The 21881-nt window shown below is 64.6% G+C and carries 19 protein-coding genes and 2 tRNA genes; 9 read left to right on the top strand and 12 right to left on the bottom strand.

The annotated features are described in order from the left end of the window. Positions 1 to 80 precede the first annotated feature (80 nt). A complete protein-coding gene (locus tag MKP08_RS11430; protein WP_241553929.1) occupies positions 81 to 3623 on the top strand; it encodes an error-prone DNA polymerase in 3543 nt (1180 codons plus the stop codon). Then, positions 3620 to 4366, top strand: coding sequence for an extensin family protein (locus MKP08_RS11425; RefSeq protein WP_241553928.1), 747 nt, complete (start codon positions 3620 to 3622; stop codon positions 4364 to 4366). The genes MKP08_RS11430 and MKP08_RS11425 overlap by 4 nt, the downstream gene beginning before the upstream one ends. A 3-nt stretch (positions 4367 to 4369) precedes the next feature. Here the strand turns inward: MKP08_RS11425 and phoB are convergent, their stop codons facing one another. From phoB to recJ, 9 genes are all read right to left on the bottom strand, one after another. Next, a complete protein-coding gene (gene phoB, locus MKP08_RS11420) occupies positions 4370 to 5056 on the bottom strand; it encodes a phosphate regulon transcriptional regulator PhoB (RefSeq protein ID WP_215228092.1) in 687 nt (228 codons plus the stop codon). Between the two features lie 57 nt (positions 5057 to 5113). After that, entirely contained in the window at positions 5114 to 5782 is a 669-nt protein-coding gene (gene phoU, locus MKP08_RS11415; RefSeq protein ID WP_215228093.1) for a phosphate signaling complex protein PhoU, read from the bottom strand. After that, complete coding sequence (pstB, locus tag MKP08_RS11410) at positions 5779 to 6567, bottom strand: phosphate ABC transporter ATP-binding protein PstB (protein WP_241553927.1); 789 nt, start codon at positions 6565 to 6567, stop codon at positions 5779 to 5781. The genes phoU and pstB overlap by 4 nt, the downstream gene beginning before the upstream one ends. Further along, positions 6564 to 7829, bottom strand: a complete 1266-nt coding sequence (pstA, locus tag MKP08_RS11405) for a phosphate ABC transporter permease PstA (protein ID WP_241553926.1) — start codon at positions 7827 to 7829, stop codon at positions 6564 to 6566. Before pstA ends, pstB begins: the two co-directional genes overlap by 4 nt. Further along, entirely contained in the window at positions 7822 to 9207 is a 1386-nt protein-coding gene (gene pstC, locus MKP08_RS11400) for a phosphate ABC transporter permease subunit PstC (RefSeq protein WP_241553925.1), read from the bottom strand. The genes pstA and pstC overlap by 8 nt, the downstream gene beginning before the upstream one ends. A 136-nt stretch (positions 9208 to 9343) precedes the next feature. Further along, on the bottom strand, positions 9344 to 10600 hold the full coding sequence (locus MKP08_RS11395) for an ATP-binding protein (protein WP_241553924.1): 1257 nt from the start codon (positions 10598 to 10600) through the stop codon (positions 9344 to 9346). An 81-nt stretch (positions 10601 to 10681) separates the two neighbouring features. Continuing rightward, a tRNA-Glu gene (locus tag MKP08_RS11390) sits at positions 10682 to 10756 on the bottom strand. Between the two features lie 40 nt (positions 10757 to 10796). After that, a tRNA-Glu gene (locus MKP08_RS11385) sits at positions 10797 to 10871 on the bottom strand. 76 nt (positions 10872 to 10947) lie between these two features. Beyond that, positions 10948 to 12738: a single-stranded-DNA-specific exonuclease RecJ gene (gene recJ / locus MKP08_RS11380; protein ID WP_241553923.1), complete on the bottom strand. Its 1791-nt coding sequence runs from the start codon at positions 12736 to 12738 to the stop codon at positions 10948 to 10950. Positions 12739 to 12820: 82 nt separating this feature from the next. Between recJ and MKP08_RS11375 the strand changes: the two genes are divergently transcribed. The 4 genes from MKP08_RS11375 to MKP08_RS11360 all read left to right on the top strand — a co-directional run bounded on the left by MKP08_RS11375 (position 12821) and on the right by MKP08_RS11360 (position 16460). Then, positions 12821 to 13309, top strand: a complete 489-nt coding sequence (locus MKP08_RS11375; protein ID WP_241555594.1) for a flavodoxin family protein — start codon at positions 12821 to 12823, stop codon at positions 13307 to 13309. A 62-nt stretch (positions 13310 to 13371) separates the two neighbouring features. Next, positions 13372 to 14166, top strand: a complete 795-nt coding sequence (locus MKP08_RS11370; RefSeq protein ID WP_241553922.1) for a hypothetical protein — start codon at positions 13372 to 13374, stop codon at positions 14164 to 14166. Positions 14167 to 14284: 118 nt separating this feature from the next. Beyond that, positions 14285 to 15025 (top strand): class I SAM-dependent methyltransferase, encoded by a 741-nt coding sequence (locus MKP08_RS11365; protein WP_241553921.1) that lies wholly within the window; start codon positions 14285 to 14287, stop codon positions 15023 to 15025. A gap of 28 nt (positions 15026 to 15053) precedes the next feature. Continuing rightward, entirely contained in the window at positions 15054 to 16460 is a 1407-nt protein-coding gene (locus MKP08_RS11360) for a nitronate monooxygenase family protein (protein WP_215228100.1), read from the top strand. Between the two features lie 116 nt (positions 16461 to 16576). Here MKP08_RS11360 and MKP08_RS11355 read toward each other — a convergent pair whose 3' ends face one another. Next, positions 16577 to 17605: a D-glycerate dehydrogenase gene (locus MKP08_RS11355; RefSeq protein ID WP_241553920.1), complete on the bottom strand. Its 1029-nt coding sequence runs from the start codon at positions 17603 to 17605 to the stop codon at positions 16577 to 16579. 90 nt (positions 17606 to 17695) lie between these two features. On the opposite strand from MKP08_RS11355, the gene MKP08_RS11350 reads away from it, so the two are divergent. After that, positions 17696 to 18169 (top strand): SH3 domain-containing protein, encoded by a 474-nt coding sequence (locus MKP08_RS11350; protein ID WP_241553919.1) that lies wholly within the window; start codon positions 17696 to 17698, stop codon positions 18167 to 18169. A gap of 23 nt (positions 18170 to 18192) precedes the next feature. Here MKP08_RS11350 and MKP08_RS11345 read toward each other — a convergent pair whose 3' ends face one another. Together MKP08_RS11345 and MKP08_RS11340 are read right to left on the bottom strand one after the other, a co-directional pair. Beyond that, entirely contained in the window at positions 18193 to 18585 is a 393-nt protein-coding gene (locus MKP08_RS11345; protein WP_241553918.1) for a hypothetical protein, read from the bottom strand. A 90-nt stretch (positions 18586 to 18675) separates the two neighbouring features. After that, positions 18676 to 19872 carry an acetyl-CoA C-acyltransferase gene (locus MKP08_RS11340; RefSeq protein WP_241553917.1) on the bottom strand — a complete coding sequence of 399 codons (1197 nt, stop codon included), beginning with the start codon at positions 19870 to 19872 and terminating at the stop codon, positions 18676 to 18678. Positions 19873 to 19960: 88 nt separating this feature from the next. Between MKP08_RS11340 and MKP08_RS11335 the strand changes: the two genes are divergently transcribed. Then, positions 19961 to 21397, top strand: coding sequence for a coniferyl aldehyde dehydrogenase (locus MKP08_RS11335; protein WP_241553916.1), 1437 nt, complete (start codon positions 19961 to 19963; stop codon positions 21395 to 21397). Between the two features lie 108 nt (positions 21398 to 21505). Further along, entirely contained in the window at positions 21506 to 21880 is a 375-nt protein-coding gene (gene ndhC, locus MKP08_RS11330) for an NADH-quinone oxidoreductase subunit A (RefSeq protein WP_241553915.1), read from the top strand. Position 21881 lies beyond the last annotated feature (1 nt).

The following is a 21881-nucleotide window of genomic DNA, read 5'->3' as shown; positions in this document are numbered from 1 at the left end:
GGGCGGGGATCCAGAGCGATGTTACGAAGATCGCAGCTGGATTCCCCCCTGCGCGGGAATGACGGGGCAAGCGTCTTCGGATGCCCGAGAATGAAGGTGTCCCGCGCCGTACGCTGTGCATCGATCCAGGCACGATCGCTGCCCCCAAACGCGCGCCATTCGTCGAACTCGGCCTCGTCTCATGCTTCACCTTCCTGCGGGGCGCATCGGATGCGGTCGATCTGGTCGAGACGGCGTACCATCGCGGCTACGACGCGATCGGGATTGCCGATGCCAACACGATGGCAGGCGTGGTGCGGATCCATACCGAGGCGAAGAAGCTCAGGCTGCGGCCGGTCATCGGCTGCCGGATCGAGACGGTCGAAGGGCTCTCCTTCCTCGCCTACCCGCGCGACCGCGCCGCTTACGGGAGGTTGTGCAGGCTCATATCGGCCGGTCGCCGCGCCACGCTCGACGACGAATGGCAGGAGAAGGGGGTGTGCGAGATAAACCTCGCCATGCTGGCCGAGCACAGCGAGGGCGTGAAACTCATCCTGATCCCGCCGCCCGATCTGGAGGCGCAGTTCACGATCGCCGTTCCCAGTACGGTGGTCCCTTTCACCTCCCGAGGTCAGGGTGAGGATTTCGAGAGAATCGAACTTTCCGGATCGCTCGACCACCTCCTCCCGCACCTCGCCGTGCAATTTCCCACCCTGCGCCACATCGCCGCCAGCTTCCTCCATCTCGGCGACGATATCGCCCGGATCGAGCGACTCGATGCGCTGGCGCAGATGCGTGGTCTCTCCATCCTCGCCACCAACGACGTGCATTACGCGACGCCCGACAAGCGTCCGTTGCAGGACGTGATGACGGCTATCCGGCACAAGACCACGGTCGCGCGGGCCGGGCCTTTGTTGCACGGCAATGCGGAGCGGTATCTGAAATCGCCCGACACGATGGTCCGCCTGTTCGAGCGCTGGCCGCACGCGATCGCGGCAGCACGCGCGGTTGCCGACGCGTGCACCTTCAGCCTCGACGAATTGCAATACGAGTATCCGCAGGAAGCATATCCCGGCGGCATCTCGCCCCAACGACACCTGGAAAAGCAGGTCTGGAAGGGCGCGAAGGAGTGGCGCTATCCCAAAGGCTTACCTTCCAATGTGAGGAAGACCCTCGAGCGAGAGCTCGCGCTGATCGCCGAACTCGACCTCGCCCGCTATTTCCTCACCATCAAGGACATCGTCGATTACGCGCGCGGTCGGGACATCCTGTGCCAGGGGCGCGGTTCGGCGGCGAATTCGGCGGTATGCTTCTGCCTCGGCATCACCAGTGTCGATCCCGCCCGGCACCAGCTGCTCTTCGACCGCTTCATTTCGAAGGAGCGGCGCGAGCCACCCGATATCGACGTCGATTTCGAGCACGAGCGGCGCGAGGAGGTGATCCAGCACATCTACGAACATTACGGGCGCGATCGGGCCGGGCTGTGCGCCACGGTGATCCATTACCGCCCGCGCATGGCCGTGCGAGAGGTCGGCAAGGCGATGGGGCTGACGGAAGATGTTACCGCGCTGCTCGCGCGGACTGTGTGGGGTGGCCACGGGCGCACCATCGACCCGGAGCATGTCCGGCGGGAAACCGGTCTCGACCTCACCGATCCGCATCTGCGGCGCGTACTGGCGCTGACCGAGCAGATGATCGGCATGCCGCGCCACCTCAGCCAGCATGTCGGCGGCTTCATCCTGACGGACGGACCACTGACCGAGACGGTGCCGATCGGCAATGGCGCCATGCCAGAGCGCAGCTTCATCGAATGGGACAAGGACGATATCGACGAGCTCGGGATTATGAAGGTCGATGTTCTCGCGCTCGGCATGCTCACCTGCATCCGCAAGTGCTTGCATCTGCTGCGCGATCATCACGACCGCGAGCTTGGGCTGGCGGATGTGCCGGCGGAGGATTCGGCCGTTTACGACATGCTGTGCAAAGGCGATTCGCTGGGCGTGTTCCAGGTCGAGAGCCGGGCGCAGATGAACATGCTGCCGCGATTGCGGCCCCGGGAATTCTACGATCTGGTGGTGCAGGTGGCGATCGTGCGTCCCGGTCCGATCCAGGGTGACATGGTCCACCCCTACCTCAAGCAGCGGCGGTTGAAGCGGGAAGGGAAGACCGATTTCACACTGCCCAGTCCCGCGCCTGAGCACGGTCCGCCGGACGAGCTGTCATCCATTCTTCGGCGGACATACGGCGTTCCTATCTTTCAGGAACAGGCGATGAAGATCGCGCTGGATGCGGCGAAGTTCTCGCCCGAGGAGGCCAATCAGCTGCGGAAGGCGATGGCCACTTTCCGCAGCCGGGGAATGGTGAACGAACATCAGGACAAGATGGTCGGGCGGATGATCGCGCGTGGCTATGATCCCGCATTCGCGGAGCGCTGTTTCAACCAGATCAAGGGCTTCGGCGAATACGGGTTTCCCGAGAGCCACGCGGCGAGCTTCGCCCACCTGGTCTATGTCTCGAGCTGGCTCAAATGCCATTATCCGGCCGCCTTCGCCTGCGGTCTGCTCAATTCGCAGCCGATGGGTTTTTACGCACCGGCCCAGATCGTACGCGACGCGCGCGAGCACGGGGTGGAGGTGCTGCCCCCCGATGTGAACCTGTCCAATTGGGACTGCACGCTGCAGAAGGAAGACGGTGCCGTCGCGCTGCGGCTCGGCCTGCGCCAGATCGATGGCCTGCCCGAGGGGGCGGCGGCCGAGCTGATGCGGGAGCGGCAGGCGAGAGGTCCCTATCGCGATTTGCACGACCTGCACGACCGTGCCCGCATCCCAGCTTCGCATATCGAGCGGCTCGCCAGCGCCGATGCGTGCGGGTCGCTGGGCCTGTCGCGGCGGCAGGCGTTGTGGGATGCGCGCAGCCTGGTGACCGCGCCCGACCTGCCGCTGTTCCGTGCGGCGGCGGAACGCGACGAGGGGGCGGAGCGTCGTGCTACCATGCTTCCCGTGATGCCCCTGTCGGAAGAAGTGGTCGCCGATTACCAGACCACACGGCTGAGCCTGAAGGCGCATCCCATGTCCTTCCTGCGAGAGGAGTTGGACGGGCGCGGTTTCGTGCGGGCCAGCGACCTCAGGTCGCGCAAGTTCCGTTCCATCGTGCAGGTCGCGGGCGTCGTGCTGATCCGCCAGCAGCCGGGATCGGCCAAGGGCGTGTGCTTCATCACGCTGGAGGACGAGACGGGGGTGGTGAACCTGGTGGTCTGGCCTGACGTGAAGGAGCGCCAGCGCAAGGTGGTGATGGGTGCGCGGATGATGGAGGTGCGCGGCAGGGTCGAATACGATGACGAGGTGATCCATGTCATCGCCCATCAGATGACCGACGCGACGCACCAGCTTTCCAAACTGTCGGACGATCTGCTGCAGGCACCACTTGCCAGGGCGGACCATGTGAAGAACCCCCTGCCGGGCAACAAGGTCAACCCGCGCGACAATCTGCGCGAGGGGGCAGACGATCCCTATACCAGCGCGCAGCCGGTCGAGCCGTGGCAGGAGCCGCCGCCGGGCAATCGCGACTGCGGCTATCATGGGCCGCAGGGGGGCGGGCACCCGCGCAACGTGCGGGTCATTCCCAAATCGCGCGACTTCCATTGAGCTCCCGTTCCCGCCTGTCGCGCAGGCTGGGCCGTTTCCGGCGCGACCGGGCGCTGTTCTGGCTGTTGGTGTTGCTGGGGCTGTTCGTCGCCGGTCGGGCCTGGCTGGCAGACCATCCTGGGGACGACCCCTGGACTCCGCTCGATCTGCGAGAGGAGCCGGGCTGGGCGACCGCGCGCAAGATAACCGCCCTTCGGGACGATCCGGCCCAGTGCCGCGCCGTGCTGGAGCGCAGCGCGATAGCCTTCAGCCAGCTGGAACCGGCGGGTGAGGGTGCTTGCCGCCGCGAGGATCGCACGCAGTTGACCGACTTCCCGCTCAGCCCGGCGCGGCCGCCCACCACTTGCGCCGTCGCCGCGGCGCTGGAGCTATGGTTGCGAGACGGCCTGAACCCCGCCGCACAGGAAATCTACGGGTCGAAGGTGGCGCGCATCGAGCATTATGGCACCTATAGCTGCCGGCGGCTCTATGGACGCGGCAGCGGCCCGTGGAGCGAACATGCCACCGGCAACGCGATCGATATCGCCGCCTTCGTGCTGGAGGATGGAACGCGCATCAGTGTGCTGCGCGACTGGGAGTCGACCGCTTCCGAACCGGATCGGGCCGACCGGTTCCTGCATGCCGCCCGCGACCGCGCGTGCGACGTCTTCGGGACGGTCCTCTCGCCGGACTACAACGATGCTCACCGCGACCATTTCCACCTGGATCAGGAAGCGCGCGGGTTCGGCGGCGTCTGTCGCTAAGGGTCAGCCGCGGATGGCGTAGCCCGCACTCCGCACCGTCCGGATCGGATCCTCCGTGCCCTCTATGTCGATCGCCTTGCGCAGGCGGCGGATATGCACATCCACCGTACGCAGTTCGATGTCGCTTTCGGTACCCCAGACCCCGTCGAGCAGCTGGTTGCGACTGAAAACCCGGCCGGGGCTCTCCATCAGGAATTTCAGCAGCCGGTACTCGGTCGGACCCAGATGCAGTTCGCGTCCCTTGCGCTCGACCCGGTGCGCAACCGGGTCGAGGCGAATATCGCCGACTTCGATCGTCTCGCCGGCCAGGGCAGGCCGGATGCGGCGCATGACCGCGGCCACCCGTGCGAGCAGTTCGCGCGGGGAGAAGGGCTTCGTCAGGTAGTCGTCGGCCCCCGTTTCCAGCCCGCGGATACGATCGTCCTCGGCTTCGCGCGCGGTCAGCATGATGATGGGAACATGGGCCGTCTCGCTGTCGCGGCGCAGCCGCCGACAGACCTCGATCCCGCTGGTCCCCTCTATCATCCAGTCGAGGATGACCAGATCGGGCACATCCTCGCGTGCCATCAACAGCGCTTCGTCACCGTCGGACGTGGCGCGGACCTGATAGCCTTCGTTCTGGAAACGGTATTCCAGCAATTCGGCAAGGGCGGGGTCGTCTTCGACCAGGATCAGCTTGGCGGGGGACATTGGCAAACTCGCTATGGCTACCCGAGCCCTCTATGACGCTTCCAAGACCGTTTCGTGTCAGTCGTCGTCGGTGGGATAGGACCCGGTGGCCGCGAAATGCACCATCTCCGCCACATTGGTGGCGTGGTCGCCGATGCGTTCCAGATTGCGCGCGATGAAGAGCAGCTGCGCCGCGCTCGAAATAGTGGAAGGGTTTTCCACCATGTGACTGACAAGGTTGCGGAATATGCTGTTGTAGAAGGCGTCGACCTTCTCGTCCGCCTTGATCACTTCGCGCGCCAGCTCGGGATCGCGGGCCGCGTAGGCGGAAAGTACATCGTGGACCATCTCGATCGCAAGTTCCGCCATGGCGGGAAGCAGCGTCAGGGGCTCGAAGTGAGTCCGGCCTTCGATGCGACCCACGCGCTTGGCGATATTCTTCGCATAATCGCCGATCCGCTCCACCACGCCCGCGATCTTCAGCGCCGCGATGACTTCGCGCAGATCGTCCGCCATCGGCGCGCGCAGCGCGATGATGCGAACGGCCATCCGGTCGACATCCGCTTCCAGTGCGTCCAGTTTCTTGTCGCCGGCCACGACCCGGTGGCCCAGTTCCTCGTCTCCGTTGACGAGCGCATCGAGCGCCTGCTGCGTAGCCAATTCGGCGAGGCCGCCCATCTGCGTGATGAGCCCGCGCAGCCGCGTGATGTCCTCGTCGAAGGATTTGACCGTGTGTTCGGTGCTCATCCGTATCGTCCCGTAATGTAGTCCTTGGTCCGCTCTTCGAGCGGATTGGTGAATATGTCACTAGTGCGACCATATTCCACCATCTTTCCGAGGTGGAAAAAGGCGGTTCGCTGCGACACGCGCGCCGCCTGCTGCATGGAATGGGTCACGATCACGATCGCGTAACGCCCGGTCAGGTCGGCGATCAGCTCCTCCACGCGCGCGGTAGCGATCGGATCGAGCGCGGAGCACGGCTCATCCATGAGGATAACCTCGGGATCGACCGCGATCGCGCGGGCGATGCACAGCCGCTGTTGCTGCCCGCCCGATAGCGCGGTGCCGGATTCGCCGAGGCGATCCTTTACCTCGTTCCACAGGCCGGCGCGTTGCAGGGAGCGCTCCACGATCTCGTCGAGGTCGGACTTGCTTTCCGCAAGGCCATGGATCCTGGGGCCGTAGGCGATGTTCTCGTAGATCGATTTGGGGAAGGGATTGGGCTTCTGGAACACCATGCCTACGCGCGCGCGCAGCTGTACGACGTCCATTTTCGTGCGGTAGATATCCTCGCCGTCCAGCTCGATACACCCCTCGACCCGCGCGGAGGGAATGGTGTCGTTCATGCGATTGAGCGAGCGCAGGAAAGTCGACTTACCGCACCCGGACGGGCCGATGAACGCGGTGACGTATTCGGTCGGAATATCGATCGAGACCGAATCGATCGCCTGCTTCTCGCCGTAATAGACGTCGACGTCGCGGGTGCGGATCTTGGCCTCGAGCGGCTCGAGATTGTCGTGGACTAGGGTCACCAGGTCTTCTCGAATTTGTTGCGGAGGTAAATGGCGAGGCCGTTCATCAGGAGGAGGACGCACAGCAGCACGATGATCGCGGCGCTGGTTCGGGCGACGAAGCCCGTGTCGATTTCATCGGACCACAGGAAGATCTGTACCGGAAGCACCGTGGCCGGGGAAGTGAAACCATCGGGCGGCGTCGCGACGAAGGCGCGCATCCCGATCATCAGGAGCGGCGCGGTCTCGCCCAGTGCACGGGCCATGCCGATGATGGTGCCGGTCAGAATGCCGGGCAGGGCGAGCGGCAGGACATGGTGGAACACCACCTGCATCCGCGACGCGCCGATCGCTAGCGCTCCGTCGCGAATGGACGGGGGCACCGCCTTGATCGCGTTACGGCCCGAAATGACGATCACCGGCATGGTCATCAGAGCCAGGGTCATGCCCCCGATTAGCGGGGCCGAGCGCATGTTCGGAAAAATGAATAGGAAGACCGAGAGGCCGAGCAGGCCGAAGATGATCGATGGCACCGCGGCGAGATTGTTGATCGAAACCTCGATGAGGTCGGTCCACCGGTTCTTGGGCGCGTATTCTTCCAGATAGAGGGCAGAAAGGACGCCTACCGGGAAGGCCAGCGCCAGGGTGACGATCATCGTCAGGATCGAGCCCTTCAACGCGCCCCAGATGCCGACCTGCTGCGGATCGGTCGCGTCCGAACGGGTAAGGAACCCGCCATCGAACCGCTCCGACAGAAGCCCCCGGCTTTCCAGTCGATTCGCCAGCGCGCGCATTTCGGGAGCAACTTCACCGGTCATCGCTTCGGCGAGGTCGCCATTGGCGGGCAGCCAGACGGAGGTGGTACGCTGCAGCAGCTCGGGATCGTCGACGATGTCATTCGCGACCTCGCGCCAGGCATCCGAGCTTAGCTGTGCGGCACCCTGCTCGCCCAGCGATTGCACGGCCGCCGCTTCCACGATCTGCGGGAGGCCCTGCAGCTCCAGCAATTGCACGGCACCGGGTTGCTGGAGCGTGCGCGGATCGGCGGCGAGGCCGGAACTGGCGAAATCGATCGAGACCTCCAGCTCGGCTCGCTGGAAGCCGCTCGCCCCCTTGTAGATCATGTTGCCCAGCAGCAGGCCGAGCACCAGGATCGAGAACAGTATGGCGGCTAGGCCGAACCATTTGAAGCGGCGTTCCGCGGCGTAGCGGCGCTTCAGCCGGTTCTCGAACGCGGCGCTGCGGGTCGGTGCCCGGGGCGGCGGGGCGGTGGTGCTATTCATACGCCTCCCGGAAGCGCTTGACGACGCGCAGCGCAATGAAATTGAGCGCCAGCGTCACCATGAACAGGACGAAGCCGAGGGCGAAGGCGCTGAGCGTGGCGGGATGGTCGAAGCTCGCCTCGCCGGTCAACAGGGCGACGATCTGAACGGTGACGGTGGTCATCGCTTCCAGCGGATTGCCGGTCAGGTTGGCGGCGGTGGACGCAGCCATCACGACGATCATCGTCTCCCCGATGGCGCGGCTCACCGCCAGCATCACACCCGCGACGATGCCCGGAAGGGCGGCGGGGATGAGAACGCGCTTGATGGTTTCCGACTTGGTCGCGCCCATCGCCAGACTGCCGTCGCGCATCGCGCCGGGCACGGCGGCGATACTGTCGTCCGCCATGGAGGAAACGAACGGGATGATCATCACCCCCATCACAAGCCCGGCGGCGAGCGCGCTTTCGCTCGAAGCATTCGCGATGCCGACCGCCTGCGCCCCGTCGCGAATGAGCGGGGCGACCGTCAGCGCGGCGAAATAGCCGTAGACCACCGTGGGCACGCCCGCGAGTATCTCGAGCGCGGGTTTGAGCCATCTGCGCCAAGTGGAGCTGGCATATTGAGTCAAATATATCGCGCTCATCAGGCCGAGCGGAATGGCGACTATCATCGCTATTATCGCGCCTATGAAGATTGTGCCCCAAAATAGCGGGATCGCGCCGAAACGGTCGGGCTGGGTGGCGGAAATCGAGGCCATCGGGTCGGGTGCCCAGTGGGTTCCGAACAGGAAATCGATCGGGGAAACCATCCCGAAGAAGCGCACCGTCTCGAAAACCAGGCTGACGAGAATGCCGAAGGTCGTGAGGATCGCCACCAGCGAGGCGAGCAGCAAGACCAGCATCACGGTCCGTTCCACGCGAACGCGCGCCTGGAAGCGCGGGTTGAGCCGGGTCCACGCCCACAGCCCGCATATCACCGCGATCGCGAGCGCGAGGAGGACGCCGGCCGTGCCGTAGAACTGAATCGCTTCCCGAAACGGTTGAACCAGCGCCTGCGCATCGGGGTTGAACACCGCCCGCGAATTGCCGGTAGCCACCGCATACGCTTCCGCCAGCATGGTGTCGCGCTGGAAACCGAAGGCGGGCAGGGCCGACGCCGCCGGCGATGCCAGGACCGAGCGGTTTATCAGCATCGGGGAAACGATCCCCCAGACCAGGGCGAATACGGCCAGAGGCAGGGCGATCCACAGGGCGACGAACCAGGCGTGATAGGTCGGGCGCGCCACGATCCGCTTGGTCTGCGATTCGGCGAGGAAACGCTTCGCCTTGGCCCGGGCGGAAAGCCAGCCGATCAGCGCCAGGCCGACGACGAGCATGAAGAGAAAAGCTGGCGACATGAAGGTCAGCAGAACCCTGCGGCTGGAGAACAAGAATGGCGAAACGGGTGGGCGGCAGAGAAAGGCGGCTGTTCACCGCCAGCGGAGAATCGTCCGCCTATAGACCGTTCTGTGTTCGAGCAATGTGACAGCATTATTACCCGTGGACCCCCACGTCCTCCTCCGGCGGAAGCCCCCCGGTTGTGCCCGCCTGTTCCGGGAGCGCTTGCGACGGATCGGTTTCGACCATCGGAAGGCGGGCCGAGACGCGCGTTCCCTCGCCGGGTGTGCTTTCGATATCCAGTCGTCCCTGATGACGCTCGACGATATGCTTCACGATCGCCAGTCCCAGCCCGGTTCCACCCGCGGCGCGGCTTCGCCCGGGATCGGTGCGATAGAACCGACGCGTCAACAGCGGGATATGTTCGGCCGGGATCCCGTCGCCGGTATCGGCCACGGACAACTGCGCGTTTCCGACACCGTACCGGGTCAGTTCGACGGTGACCGGGCCATCGGCGGCACCGTATTTCAGCGCATTGTCGACGAGGTTGCGAACGAGTTGTTCGAGCTGCTGCGCATCGCCGCGCACGACGATGTCAGGCTCGCAATGCATGGTCAGCCGGTTCCGGCGTTCATGGCCTGCACCTTCGACCGCAGCGCGGCGTACCAAGGCACCGAGATCCACATTCGTCTCCGGAAGGTCGTGCTTTTCCGCTTCGACCCGAGATAGCGACATCAGGTCGCTCACCAGGTTCTGCATGCGCTGCGCTTCGCGGTGGATGATTTCCAGGAACCGGGTCGACGTCTTGCTGTCGATCGACCCCGGCGCCTCCTGCAACGTCTCGATATAGCCTAGGATGGAGGCAAGGGGGGTGCGCAGTTCGTGGCTGGCATTGGCGACGAAATCGGTATGCGCGCGGCTCACATCCGCCTCGGCCGTGCGATTGGTCAGTTCGACCACGTTGAAGCCGAGGTCGCTCTGCACCTGACTGATGCGCCATATGTCCTGGCGCCGCACGAGGCCGGTCACGACCGTTTCTCCGTTACGTCCCGAGTCGAGCAATTCCACGGCATTGGGGTGGCGCAACGCGACCCGGACGTCTTGACCGATGACGTGCGCACCCAGGGTCGTGCGGGTGGCATTGTTGGCATTGACCACCCGGTTACCGACCGTGAGCATCAGGGGTGTCGCGGAATGTTCGATGATTTCGGCGAACGTGGCGCGCATGGCTTCGGCGGTCGGCGCGGTCGATTGGGTGCGGGTTTCCGGGCGCGGCAGGATGAAGAGAGAACAGCCCCACACGAGCAGCAGACCCAGGGAAAGCTCCCACGACAATCCCGCCGCGAACAGCGCGGCAGAGCCGATCACCGCCAGCAGCAGACCGGCAACGGGGATGCGGTGTTCCGAATCCATCGCAGCGCCACTAGCGACTTTCCGTCTGGGCCACCAGCCGCGGTATCGCAGCCATTCGGGAGAGGCGAGGATAGAGAGAGATGGTGACCCCTACGGGAATCGAACCCGTGTTTCAGCCGTGAGAGGGCCGCGTCCTAACCGCTAGACGAAGGGGCCATGCGCGGGGGCTCGCGCCCCAAGGCATCGCGCTTTCGAATGGTGACCCCTACGGGAATCGAACCCGTGTTTCAGCCGTGAAAGGGCCGCGTCCTAACCGCTAGACGAAGGGGCCGGAGATACGCCATCCGGAAGCGAGCCGCGCGTTTAGAAGTGCGAATCGAACGGGTCAAGCCCCAGCGTGGAAACCCTCAGCGATCCGCCCAGGCAGCGTCTTCGAGGTGAAGTTCGGCCTGCGGACGAGCCCCCCAATCGTCGATCTTGGCCCGGCCCAGCAGCCACAGGCGGCGACCGCGTTCCGCGTGGAGCAGCTGCTGACCCCAATCCTGGCCCGCCGCGCGGAACGCGATCGCCTTGAGCGATTGCCCGTCCCCGCCCGACACGATCAGACGCAGGTGGTCGTGCCCGACGATGTCTGCCTTCACGAGCGATACCGGACCGATCGCGACTCGGGGGCCGGGCCAGCCCATGCCAAATGGACCAGCCCGGTCGAGCGTCTCGATCAGGCTCGGCTGCAACCCACCGGGCGCAAGCGCCAGATCGATCGCAGCCTCCTGCCCCGCGATGGCACGGCCGACGGACGCCGCGAGGCGCTCGTCGAGCCAGGAGGCGAACTGTTCCACGCGGTCGGCGGCAATGGTGAGGCCCGCGGCCATCGCGTGGCCGCCACCGGCCACCAGCAACCCGGCCTCGCGAGCCGCGATGATCGCGGCCCCCAGGTCCACCCCGGCGATCGATCGTCCCGACCCCTTGCCTTCGCCCGTTTCCGTGTCGGTCGCGATGACGAGCGCGGGTTTCCCGGTCTTCTCCTTGATTCGCCCGGCGACGATGCCGATTACCCCGGGGTGCCAGCCGGCCCCGAAAACAACCTGGACCGCGCGGTTGTGCTGCGCGGCGAGCTGTTCCTCCGCCGCTTCTTGTACGGCTGCCTCGATCGCGCGGCGATCTTCGTTGAGGCGCGACAGCTGTTCTGCGATCGCATTCGCTTCCGCATCGTCCGCCGTCGTCAGGAGCCGTACGCCCAGGCTCGATTCGCCGACCCGCCCGCCTGCGTTTATCCGTGGCCCCAGTGCAAAGCCCAGATCGCTACAGGCCGGCACCCGCTTGAGTCGGCTCGCATCGATCAGGGCGCTCATGCCGGTGTTCGCGCGGCGCGCCATCACCTTCAGCCCTTGCGCCACGAATGCGCGATTGAGACCGTGCAGCGCTGCGACATCCGCTACCGTGCCCAGGGCGACCAGATCGAGCAGGCTCATCAGGTCGGGCTCGGGCCGATTTTCGAAGTACCCACGCCGCCGCAACGTCCGCACCGTCGCAATGGCGAGGAGGAACGCGACACCCACCGCCGCGAGATGGCCGTGGGCTGCCGCCTCGTCGCTCTCGTCCAGCCGGTTGGGGTTCACCATGGCGACCGCAGGTGGCAGTTCCGCCATGCATTTGTGATGATCGACGACGATGACGTCGACGCCGGCATCGCGCGCCATCGACAGGGCGTCGTACGCCATGGCACCGCAATCCACGGTGATGACCAGGCTCGAACCCGCCTCTCCCAGCTTGACCAGCGCTTCCCCGCTGGGGCCGTAACCTTCCAGCAGGCGGTCGGGAATATAATAGTCCGCCCGATGCCCCAGCATGCCGAGCAGGCGGATCATCAGTGCGGCACTGGTCGCCCCATCCACATCGTAATCGCCGTAGATCGTAACCTTTTCGCCCGAAAGGACCGCCTGAGCGATCCGTTCCGCCGCGACGTCCATGTCGTTGAAGATCGAGGGATCGGGGAGGAAGGTGCGCAGGGTCGGTGCGAGGTTCCGCTCCACATCCTCGCGCGCGACACCGCGGGCGAGCAGCAACTGGGTGACCACATCGTCCTCCAGCCCGATCGCGCCGCCCGAAAGATCCATATTGCCGCCGCGCCAGGTCCAGGCGCGACCGGCGAGCGAGCGGGAGACGCCGAAGACGTGGGAGGCCGGTGGTGAACGCATCGCCCCTGAATCTAATGGCTGGGGGTTATTGCGCAATCGCGTACCGGTTGACTTTCGACAGCATTGAAGGCCGGATTGCATGATGAGTGCAACATCGACCCTACTGATCGCCTGGCATAGCCGCACCGGAGCGAGCGAAGCGCTGGCCCGGGCGGCCGCGGACGCGGGTGGCGAACGAGCTCGGCTCATGAAGGCAAGCGATGTTCAGTCGTCCGACCTGCTGGACGCCGCAGCGTATCTCTTCGTTTGTCCGGAGAACCTCGCCACCATGAGCGGAATGATGAAGGAGATGTTCGACCGCTGCTACTACCCGGTGCTGGGCAGGATCGAGGGGCGCCCCTATGCGACGATAATCGCCGCGGGGTCAGATGGCGAAGGGGCGCAGCGCCAGATCGACCGGATCGCGAAGGGATGGCGCTTACGACGTGTGGTCGACCCGTTGATCGTCAAGACCGATGCGCAAAGTCCAGAAGAAATACTGGCGCCGAAGGCACCAACCGAACTGCAATTGGCGAACGCTGCCGAATTGGGTGAGGCCCTCAGCGAAGGTATAGCACTGGGAGTATTCTAGAAAATTCTCCATAATGGAGCAATTCGCGCGGCACGCACTCGACTATATTGTCGGAAATTGGCATGGAGCCGGAACAGCACTTGTCACGCTGCCATGGGGGAACGACCATTTCCGTTGAGAGAGCCGCTCGGGACGACGGGTCCTCCGGCGCGGCCGTGGTCCTCGTTTCCGATCCTCGCAGTCCGCTGCAAACGAAAGACATCCCCGCTGAACTCGACCGGCATGACGATATCTTCATTACCGTTTGCGCCGATTCTCGGATCGAACTGCGCCTGGGTGGCATGGCCTTCGACCTGGTGCCGGCATTGGCCGATGCGGGATACGAAGACGTTGCCTTCAATCATCGTATCGAAGTGCCCAATGCGGTACGGGTAACGCCGCAATCGGCCCGGTTTCTCGTTCCCGCGCCGCATGTCGCCTCCGGTAAGCGGAGCATGCCCGTGATCCGCGAATGGTTGGGACTGGCGGCGCGTCTGGTTGCATCGATGCCCCAAGTGGCGGCAGTGGGATGGACCCCCGCCAGCCTGCTGATGGACCGGGACTATTTCTGCTCGCACATCGGCCGTTGGATTCGCGGAGGGATGTTTCCCGCGTCGGTGGTGAGCGTCCTCACGCCTTCGCTCGGTGAAGCGCTGCAAAGCGAAGGGATGGCGTTCTTCAATGGCCAGGAATTACGGCTGGAGGGGGGCTTCAGCCCCGATCCAGCGACGGCCGACCGGCTGGCGCAGCGTGTTCTAGGGCATCTGGCGCATCACGGCCCGCTATCGCAGATCAAGGATTTCCACCTGCCCGAAGGAGGCACGATGCGGCTGGAGCCGTCGCCCAATGGGCGCTTCGTCCGGGCCTATCTCCTTTAGAACGCGGGGCAGACACCGCTTGCGGGTCTTTACCGGCTTCGGCGGCACAGCTAGGGCGCGGCCGAGAGGTTGCCACCCCATGCTGCATTGCTCTTCCCTTCTTTCGCCGCGTCTCGGAATGGTCGTTCGCACGGCGTTGCTATCGTCGATCGGCGTGCTCGCGGCGTGCGGGGCATCGAACGCGGATTCGCACAACACCAAGCGATCCCCGTTTCCGGACCCGGATCGTCCGGTATCAGCGCTCGGGTCCAACCAGTTCAGCACCGAGGTGAAGCGCGACAGCGTCAACGAAGCGCAGAAGGTCATGGACCTTGCCGGCATCGAAAACGGCATGACCGTCGCCGATATCGGAGCCGGGGAGGGCTACTACACCGTTCGCCTGGCCGAACGGGTCGGGCAGGGGGGGCGGGTCCTGGCGCAGGACATCGATCGCGACGCGCTGGATCGCCTCGGTAAGCGGATCGAGCGCGAACGTCTCGACAACGTCTCGATCAAGCAAGGTCAGCCGTCCGATCCGCGCTTGCCGGAGGGGAGCTTCGACCGGGTCTTCATGATCCACATGTACCACGAGATCGCGCAGCCCTACGCGTTTCTGTGGCGCATGTGGCCGTCGCTGAAGGAAGGCGGGCAAGTCATCGTCGTCGATGTCGATCGGCCCGCCGATCAGCACGGGATCGCTCCGCTCCTCCTCGCCTGCGAGTTCGGGCAGGCGGGTTACCAGCTCGACGCCTTTCGCGACGCACCTGAAATTTCCGGGTACTATGCACAGTTCCGCAGAGCGGCTAGAAGACCTCGACCGCAGGATATCGAACCCTGCCGGGGCGGACTCGCCGCTGGGAGTACGGATGCGGCGAGCTAAGTCGCTTTAGAAACGGAATTTTTGATCAATGGCATTCAAGGGGCTCAGCCCGATCCTATACGGCGGACGCGAAGTCTGGCCGCTGGTAGAAGGCGGCAAAGGCGTCTCGGCCACCAATCACGCCAGCTCCGGCGCATGGGCCGCAGCGGGCGGTATCGGCACCGTCAGCGCGGTAAACGCCGATAGCTACGACGCCGAGGGGAAGATCATTCCCCAGGTCTACGAGCAGCTGACCCGCAAGGAACGGCACGAGCAATTGATCCGCTACGCGATCGACGGGGCGGTGGAGCAGGTCCGCCGCGCTCACGATATCGCCAATGGAAACGGCGCGATCAACATCAACGTGCTGTGGGAAATGGGCGGGGCCCAGCCCGTGCTGGAAGGCGTTCTCGAACAGACCCGAGGCCTCGTCACCGGCGTCACCTGCGGGGCGGGTATGCCGTACAAGCTGGCCGAGATCGCCGCCCGGTTCGAGGTCTGCTATTTGCCGATCATCAGTTCGGCCCGGGCATTTCGCGCCCTATGGAAGCGCAGCTATCACAAGGTAGGCGAATTGATGGCCGCCGTGGTGTACGAGGACCCGTGGCTGGCCGGAGGGCACAATGGGCTCTCCAATGCCGAAGATCCCCGCAAACCGGAAGATCCCTATCCACGGGTCAAGGCGCTGCGCGAAACGATGCGGGCCGAAGGCGTGTCGGAAGATGTGCCGATCGTGATGGCCGGCGGGGTCTGGTATCTGCGCGAATGGGACCACTGGATCGACAATCCCGAACTCGGGCGGATCGCCTTCCAGTTCGGTACGCGCCCCCTGCTGACGGAAGAAAGCCCGATTCCGCAGGACTGGAAAGACAATCTGCGCGACCTGGATGAGGGCGATGTCCTCCTTCACCGCTTCAGCCCGACGGGCTTCTATTCGAGCGCGGTGAAGAACGATTTCCTCTACGACCTGATTCACCGGTCCGAACGCCAGATACCTTACAGCAAGGTAGAGGCGGGCGAGCATACCAAGCAGCTCGACGTAGGCGTGCGCGGCAAGAACTTCTGGGTCGCGCCCAAGGACTACGAACGGGCGAAGGGCTGGTTCGGGGAAGGCTATACGGAGGCGTTGAAAACGCCCGACGACACCATCGTCTACGTCACCCCCGAAAGCCGCGACATCATCCGGAAGGACCAGAAGGATTGCATGGGGTGCCTGTCGCACTGCCAGTTCTCCAGCTGGAAGGATCACGACGATTTCACCACCGGCCGTCTCGCCGATCCGCGCAGCTTCTGCATCCAGAAGACGTTGCAGGACATCGCCCACGGTGGCCCGGTCGACGAGAACCTTATGTTCGCGGGCCATGCCGCCTATCGGTTCAAGCAGGACCCGTTCTATTCGAACAACTTCACCCCGACGGTAAAGCAATTGGTCGACCGCATCCTGACGGGCGATTGATACGGTTCGCGGAGCGGCAAACAATCGCGCCGACCAGGCCAAGAGCGCCCCCGGCCGCGTGAGCATTGATAACGCGGCTGCCGTTAAGACATGCCTGTGCTCGGATAGAGGGGCGTTCAGACCAGCGCGTCGAGTACCTGGTCGGGAGGCCGATGCCCGTCGGCCCAGAAGCGGATGTTCGCCACGACCTTCTCGCCGGACGCCTCGCGTCCCTCGACCGTGGCGCTACCTATATGAGGAAGGGTCATGACGTTGGGATGGGCGAGCAGGCGGGGATCAATCGCGGGTTCGTCGGGATAGACATCCAGTCCCGCACCGATCAATCGGCCTTCCTCCAACATGCGGACCAGCGCGTCGTAATCGACCAGATCGCCGCGAGCCGTGTTGATGAGCGCGGCCTCGTCCTTCATCATCGCGAGCCGAGCCGCGTCGATCATGTGGCGGGTTTCGTCGGTCGATGGGCAGTGGAGCGAGAGAATATCGGAACTGGCGACGAGCTCGTCGAGATCCGCAACATAATCGGCGGAAAGCATGCTTTCGATCGCACGGGGCAGAGGCTTGCGATTGTGATAGGCAATGCGCAGGCCGAACGCCTTGGCGCGGTGCGCCACGGCCTGCCCGATGCGTCCCATGCCCACGATTCCCAATTGCTTGCCGCCCAACTGGCGGCCGAGCATCGCGGATGGAGCCCATCCGGTCCAGTCGCCCCCGCGCGTCAGCGCCACCCCTTCGCGCAGACGCCGCGGAACCCCGATGATGAGGGCCATCGCCAGATCCGCCGTATCGTCCGTGAACACGCCCGGCGTGTTGGTGACCATTATCCCGTGCCGCGCCGCCGCGGCGAGATCGATGTGGTCGGTACCCGCGCCGAAGCTGGCGATCAGCCCGAGACGGCCCTTCGCCTCCTCGATCATCGCCGCGTCGATGCGATCGGTGACGGTCGGAACCAGGACATCGCAATCGCGCATCGCCGCGATCAGCTCGGCTCGCGTAAGCGGCCGGTCTTCCGGGTTCAGCTTCGCGTCGAAGAGCTCAGCCATGCGCGCCTCGATCCCCGGCATGAGATGGCGGGTCACCACCACGCGTGGCGTGCCCTCTACCCGGCGGCCCGGTTCCCGTTTGCCTCTCGGATCATCGCTCTGCATGTGCCACGCTGATTGGCCATTCGTCTCGATATGGTCAAGCGCGGCTTGGCGGTTGCCGGTGCTGGCCGGATCGCCGTATGACGATTCGCGATGCGCGCTTCGATCGCTTCCCTTGTCTTGTTCGCTGCTCTCCTGGGCGGGTGCTCCCTGCTGGACCGGGACGACGACGCCCCACCGTACTGGGTCAGCGTGCGCGCGACGGAGGCGAATCTGCGCGTGGGGCCCAGCGAATCCTATCGCATCCTATGGGTCTATCATCGGCCCGGCCTGCCGATGAAGGTCGTCAGGGAACACGAAGGATGGCGCCTGGTGCGCGATGCGGAAGGTGCACAGGGCTGGATGGTCTCGCGGTTGCTGACGCGCGATCGCTCCGCAATCGTGGTGGGCGACGATAGCGTGGCGATGCGAAGCGAGCCGGCGGCGACCGCTCGCGTGAAATGGCAGCTCGAACCGGGTGTGATCGGGCGGCTGGGGTCTTGCGAGGAAGGCTGGTGCCGGATGATGATCGGCGATCGTGGCGGATACGTGCGAGCCGACGCGCTATGGGGCGCCGGCCCACCGTAAGACATCCGGTGCGACGGGGCTTCTCAGTCCCCGGATCGGACCACTGATACCCTCTCGCCACGCTGGTCGGTGGCGCTGAATGCGCCCGCGGCATCGGGCTCGGACAGTGTCCAGCAACGGGGCTCGCCATCGCCATCCTTGTCGAAGCAAGTTTGACCGGCACTATCGGCCACCGTGCCGTCTTCCCGTTTCCCATCGTCATAGTCGGCCGAGTACGTGCCGTCCTTGCCGATGGTCGTGCGCCACTTCGTACCGTCCGCCGCCGTTACTTCATAAGCCCCGGACCGATCTTGCGGTGCATGAACGGCCGCCGGCTCGACGCTTGGCGCCGTGTCGGTCGCCTCCGCGTCGGCATCCGGAGTGGCCGAACAGGCCGACAGCGACAGACCTGCCGCGAAAAGTATCGTAATTTTCATGGGTTCCTCTCCCCTTGGTGAACCCAGACTACGCCTCATCGCATGCTGTCGCAAATACTCCCTGTCGATAGCCCGAAAGCGATCGGGCGATCAGGCCATCTCCACCGCGACCGCCGTGGCCTCTCCACCACCGATGCACAGGCTCGCGACGCCACGCTTCTTGCCCTGCTGCTTCAAAGCGTTGAGCAGGGTCACGAGGATGCGCGTGCCGCTGGCACCGATGGGGTGACCGAGCGCAGTGCCGCCGCCGTTGACGTTGATTTTGTCGTGGGGGATGCCGATGTCGCGCATTGCGAACATGGCGACGCACGCGAAGGCTTCGTTCACCTCCCAGATATCGACATCGTCCGCCGACCACCCGGCCTGCTCCAGCACCTTCTCGATCGCGCCGATCGGAGCGACGGTGAACTTGGCAGGCTCCTGCGCATGGGCGGCGAGACCCACGATCTTCGCTACCGGCTTCTGACCGTTGTCGTTCGCCACGCTTTCCCGGCTGAGGACGACTGCCGCCGCACCGTCCGATATCGAGCTGGAGGTCGCGGCGGTGATGGTGCCGTCCTTGGCGAAGGCAGGTCGCAGGGTCGGGATCTTGTCCGGCTTGCCACGGCTCGGCTGCTCGTCGGTATCGACCACGGTCTCGCCCTTGCGGCTCGTCACCGTGACCGGAACGATCTCGTCGGCGAACGCTCCGCTCTCGATGGCCGCATTGGCGCGGCGCAGCGACTCGATCGAATAATCATCCATCTGCTCGCGGGTGAGCTGGTATTCGTTCGCCGTTTCCTGCGCGAAGGTGCCCATGGCCCGGCCTTCCTCGTAGGCGTCCTCCAGCCCGTCGAGGAACATGTGGTCGTAGGCGGTGTCGTGGCCGAGCCGCGCGCCCGAGCGGTGCTTCTTCAGCAGGTAGGGGGCATTGGTCATGCTCTCCATCCCGCCAGCGACCACGTAGTTCACGCTGCCGCTCGCGAGTGCTTCGGCACCCATGATCACGGTCTGCATGCCGCTGCCGCACACCTTGTTGACGGTGGTCGCCTGAACCGATTTGGGCAAGCCCGCCTTGATCGACGCCTGCCGTGCGGGTGCCTGGCCGAGCCCTGCGGGAAGGACGCAGCCCATATAGGTGCGGTCGAAGCTTTCCGGTGCGACGCCTGACCGCTCTACCGCCGCCTTGACCGCCGTTGCACCCAAATCCGTCGCGCTCGCATCGGCCAGTGCGCCTTGCATGCCGCCCATCGGGGTGCGCGCATAGGAGAGGATGACGATCGGATCGGATGCGGCGAACTGGGTCATGGGTAAGGATACCTTTCGACTGGCTACGGAAATGGTTAGGTTGGGGGCGAGTTAGGACTCTGTCCCTGCGATAGCAATGGAGCGATACATGACCGGAACGAGCGAAGCCGACCTGCGATCCACGCTCGAGACGCAGCGCGCGGCCTTCATCGCCGCGCGGCCCGAACCGATCGAGGTTCGCAAGGAGCGGATTCGCAAGGCGATCGCGCTGCTCGTCGATCATGGTGAAGATCTCGCACGAGCGATGAGCGCCGATTTCGGCAATCGCAGCCACGATGCCAGCATGATGACGGACATCGTCGGCACGATCGGCTTTGGCAAATACTGCCTGAAACATGCCGAGGGTTGGGCGAAGACCGACAAGCGGTCTTTGCGTTTCCCGCTGCCTCTCCTGGGTGCCAAGGCAGAAGTCCGTTACGAGCCGAAGGGGGTCGTGGGGATTTTAAGCCCGTGGAACTTCCCGGTGAACCTGTCCTTCGGTCCGCTGATGCAGGTTCTCGCGGCGGGCAATCGCGCGATGATCAAGCCGAGCGAATTTACCGAACGCACCAGCGACCTGCTGGCCGAACTGGTCTCGGGCGCTTTCGCGAGCGACGAGATTGCCGTCGTGACGGGCGGGCCGGAGGTGGCGCAGACCTTTTCTTCGCTTCCGTTCGACCATCTCGTGTTCACCGGTTCGACCGATACCGGGCGCAAGGTGATGCAGGCGGCGGCGGCAAACCTCGTTCCGGTGACCCTGGAGCTTGGCGGCAAGAGCCCCGTGGTCTTGGGGGAAAGCGCCGACCTGACCCGCGCGGGCGAACGCGTCGCGCTGGGGAAAATGCTGAACGCCGGCCAGATTTGCCTGGCTCCCGATTACCTGCTGGTGCCCGAGGACAAGGAAGAGGGGGCCATCGCGGCGGTCGAACTGGGCGTGCACGCGATGTATCCCACCCTGCTCGAGAACGAGGATTACGCATCGGTGGTGACCGACCGCCATTTCGACCGGCTCCAGGCGATGGTCGCAGACGCGCGCGAAAAGGGCGCGGAAGTCATCGAGGTAAATCCCGCGGGAGAGGATTTTTCCAACACCAATGCGCGCAAGATGCCCCTCACCATCCTGCGAGGCGTCACCGACGACATGCAGGCGATGCGCGAGGAAATCTTCGGCCCCGTCCTGCCGGTCAAGACCTACAAGTCCGTCGACGAGGCGATCGGGTACATCAATGCGCACGACCGTCCGCTCGGCCTGTATTATTTCGGTAGCGATTCGGGCGAGCGTGAGCAGGTGCTTTCGCGAACGATCTCCGGCGGGGTGACCGTCAACGACGTGGTCATGCACGTGTCGATGGAGGATCTGCCGTTCGGCGGTGTGGGGCCTTCCGGCATCGGGTCCTATCACGGGCCCGAGGGCTTTCGCGAATTCAGCCATGCGCGCGCGATCTATACGCAGCCGAAGATCGATGTCGCGAAGCTCGCCGGGCTGCGCCCACCCTATGGCAGCGCCACTAAGAAGGCGATCGCGCGGGAAATGAAAAAGGCTTGAATCCCGCCGTATTGCGAGCGATTCGCAGGGCCCAGCCCCTTGCACCCGTGGGAGCAGGGGACTAGTGCGCGCCCGAAACCTTTTTCCTTATCCGCGCGAGTCCGGTCCTTGGTCGATCTCTCTCAATATCTTCCCATCCTGCTTTTCCTCGGCATCGCCCTCGGCATCTCGGCGCTGTTCGTGTTCCTGCCGATGGGCGTGTCGCGCCTGACCGGCGCGCACAATCCGACCGCCGCCAAGCTTTCCGAATACGAGTGTGGCTTCCCTGCGTTCGAGGAGCCGCGCAGCCAGTTCGACGTGCGCTTCTATCTCATCGCTATCCTTTTCATCGTGTTCGATCTCGAGGCCGCGTTTCTCTTCCCCTGGGCGGTGAGCCTGAACCTGACCGGCTGGCCCGGCTGGCTAACGATGATGGTGTTCCTGTTCGAACTCGCCATCGGTCTCGCCTATGCGTGGAAGAAGGGCGCGCTCGACTGGGAATGAC

The sequence above is a fragment of the Erythrobacter sp. LQ02-29 genome, from assembly GCF_022576075.2.
GTDB lineage: Bacteria > Pseudomonadota > Alphaproteobacteria > Sphingomonadales > Sphingomonadaceae > Alteriqipengyuania.
The sequence above is the reverse complement of the archived record's forward strand: the minus strand, read 5'-3'. Positions and strand labels throughout refer to the sequence as shown.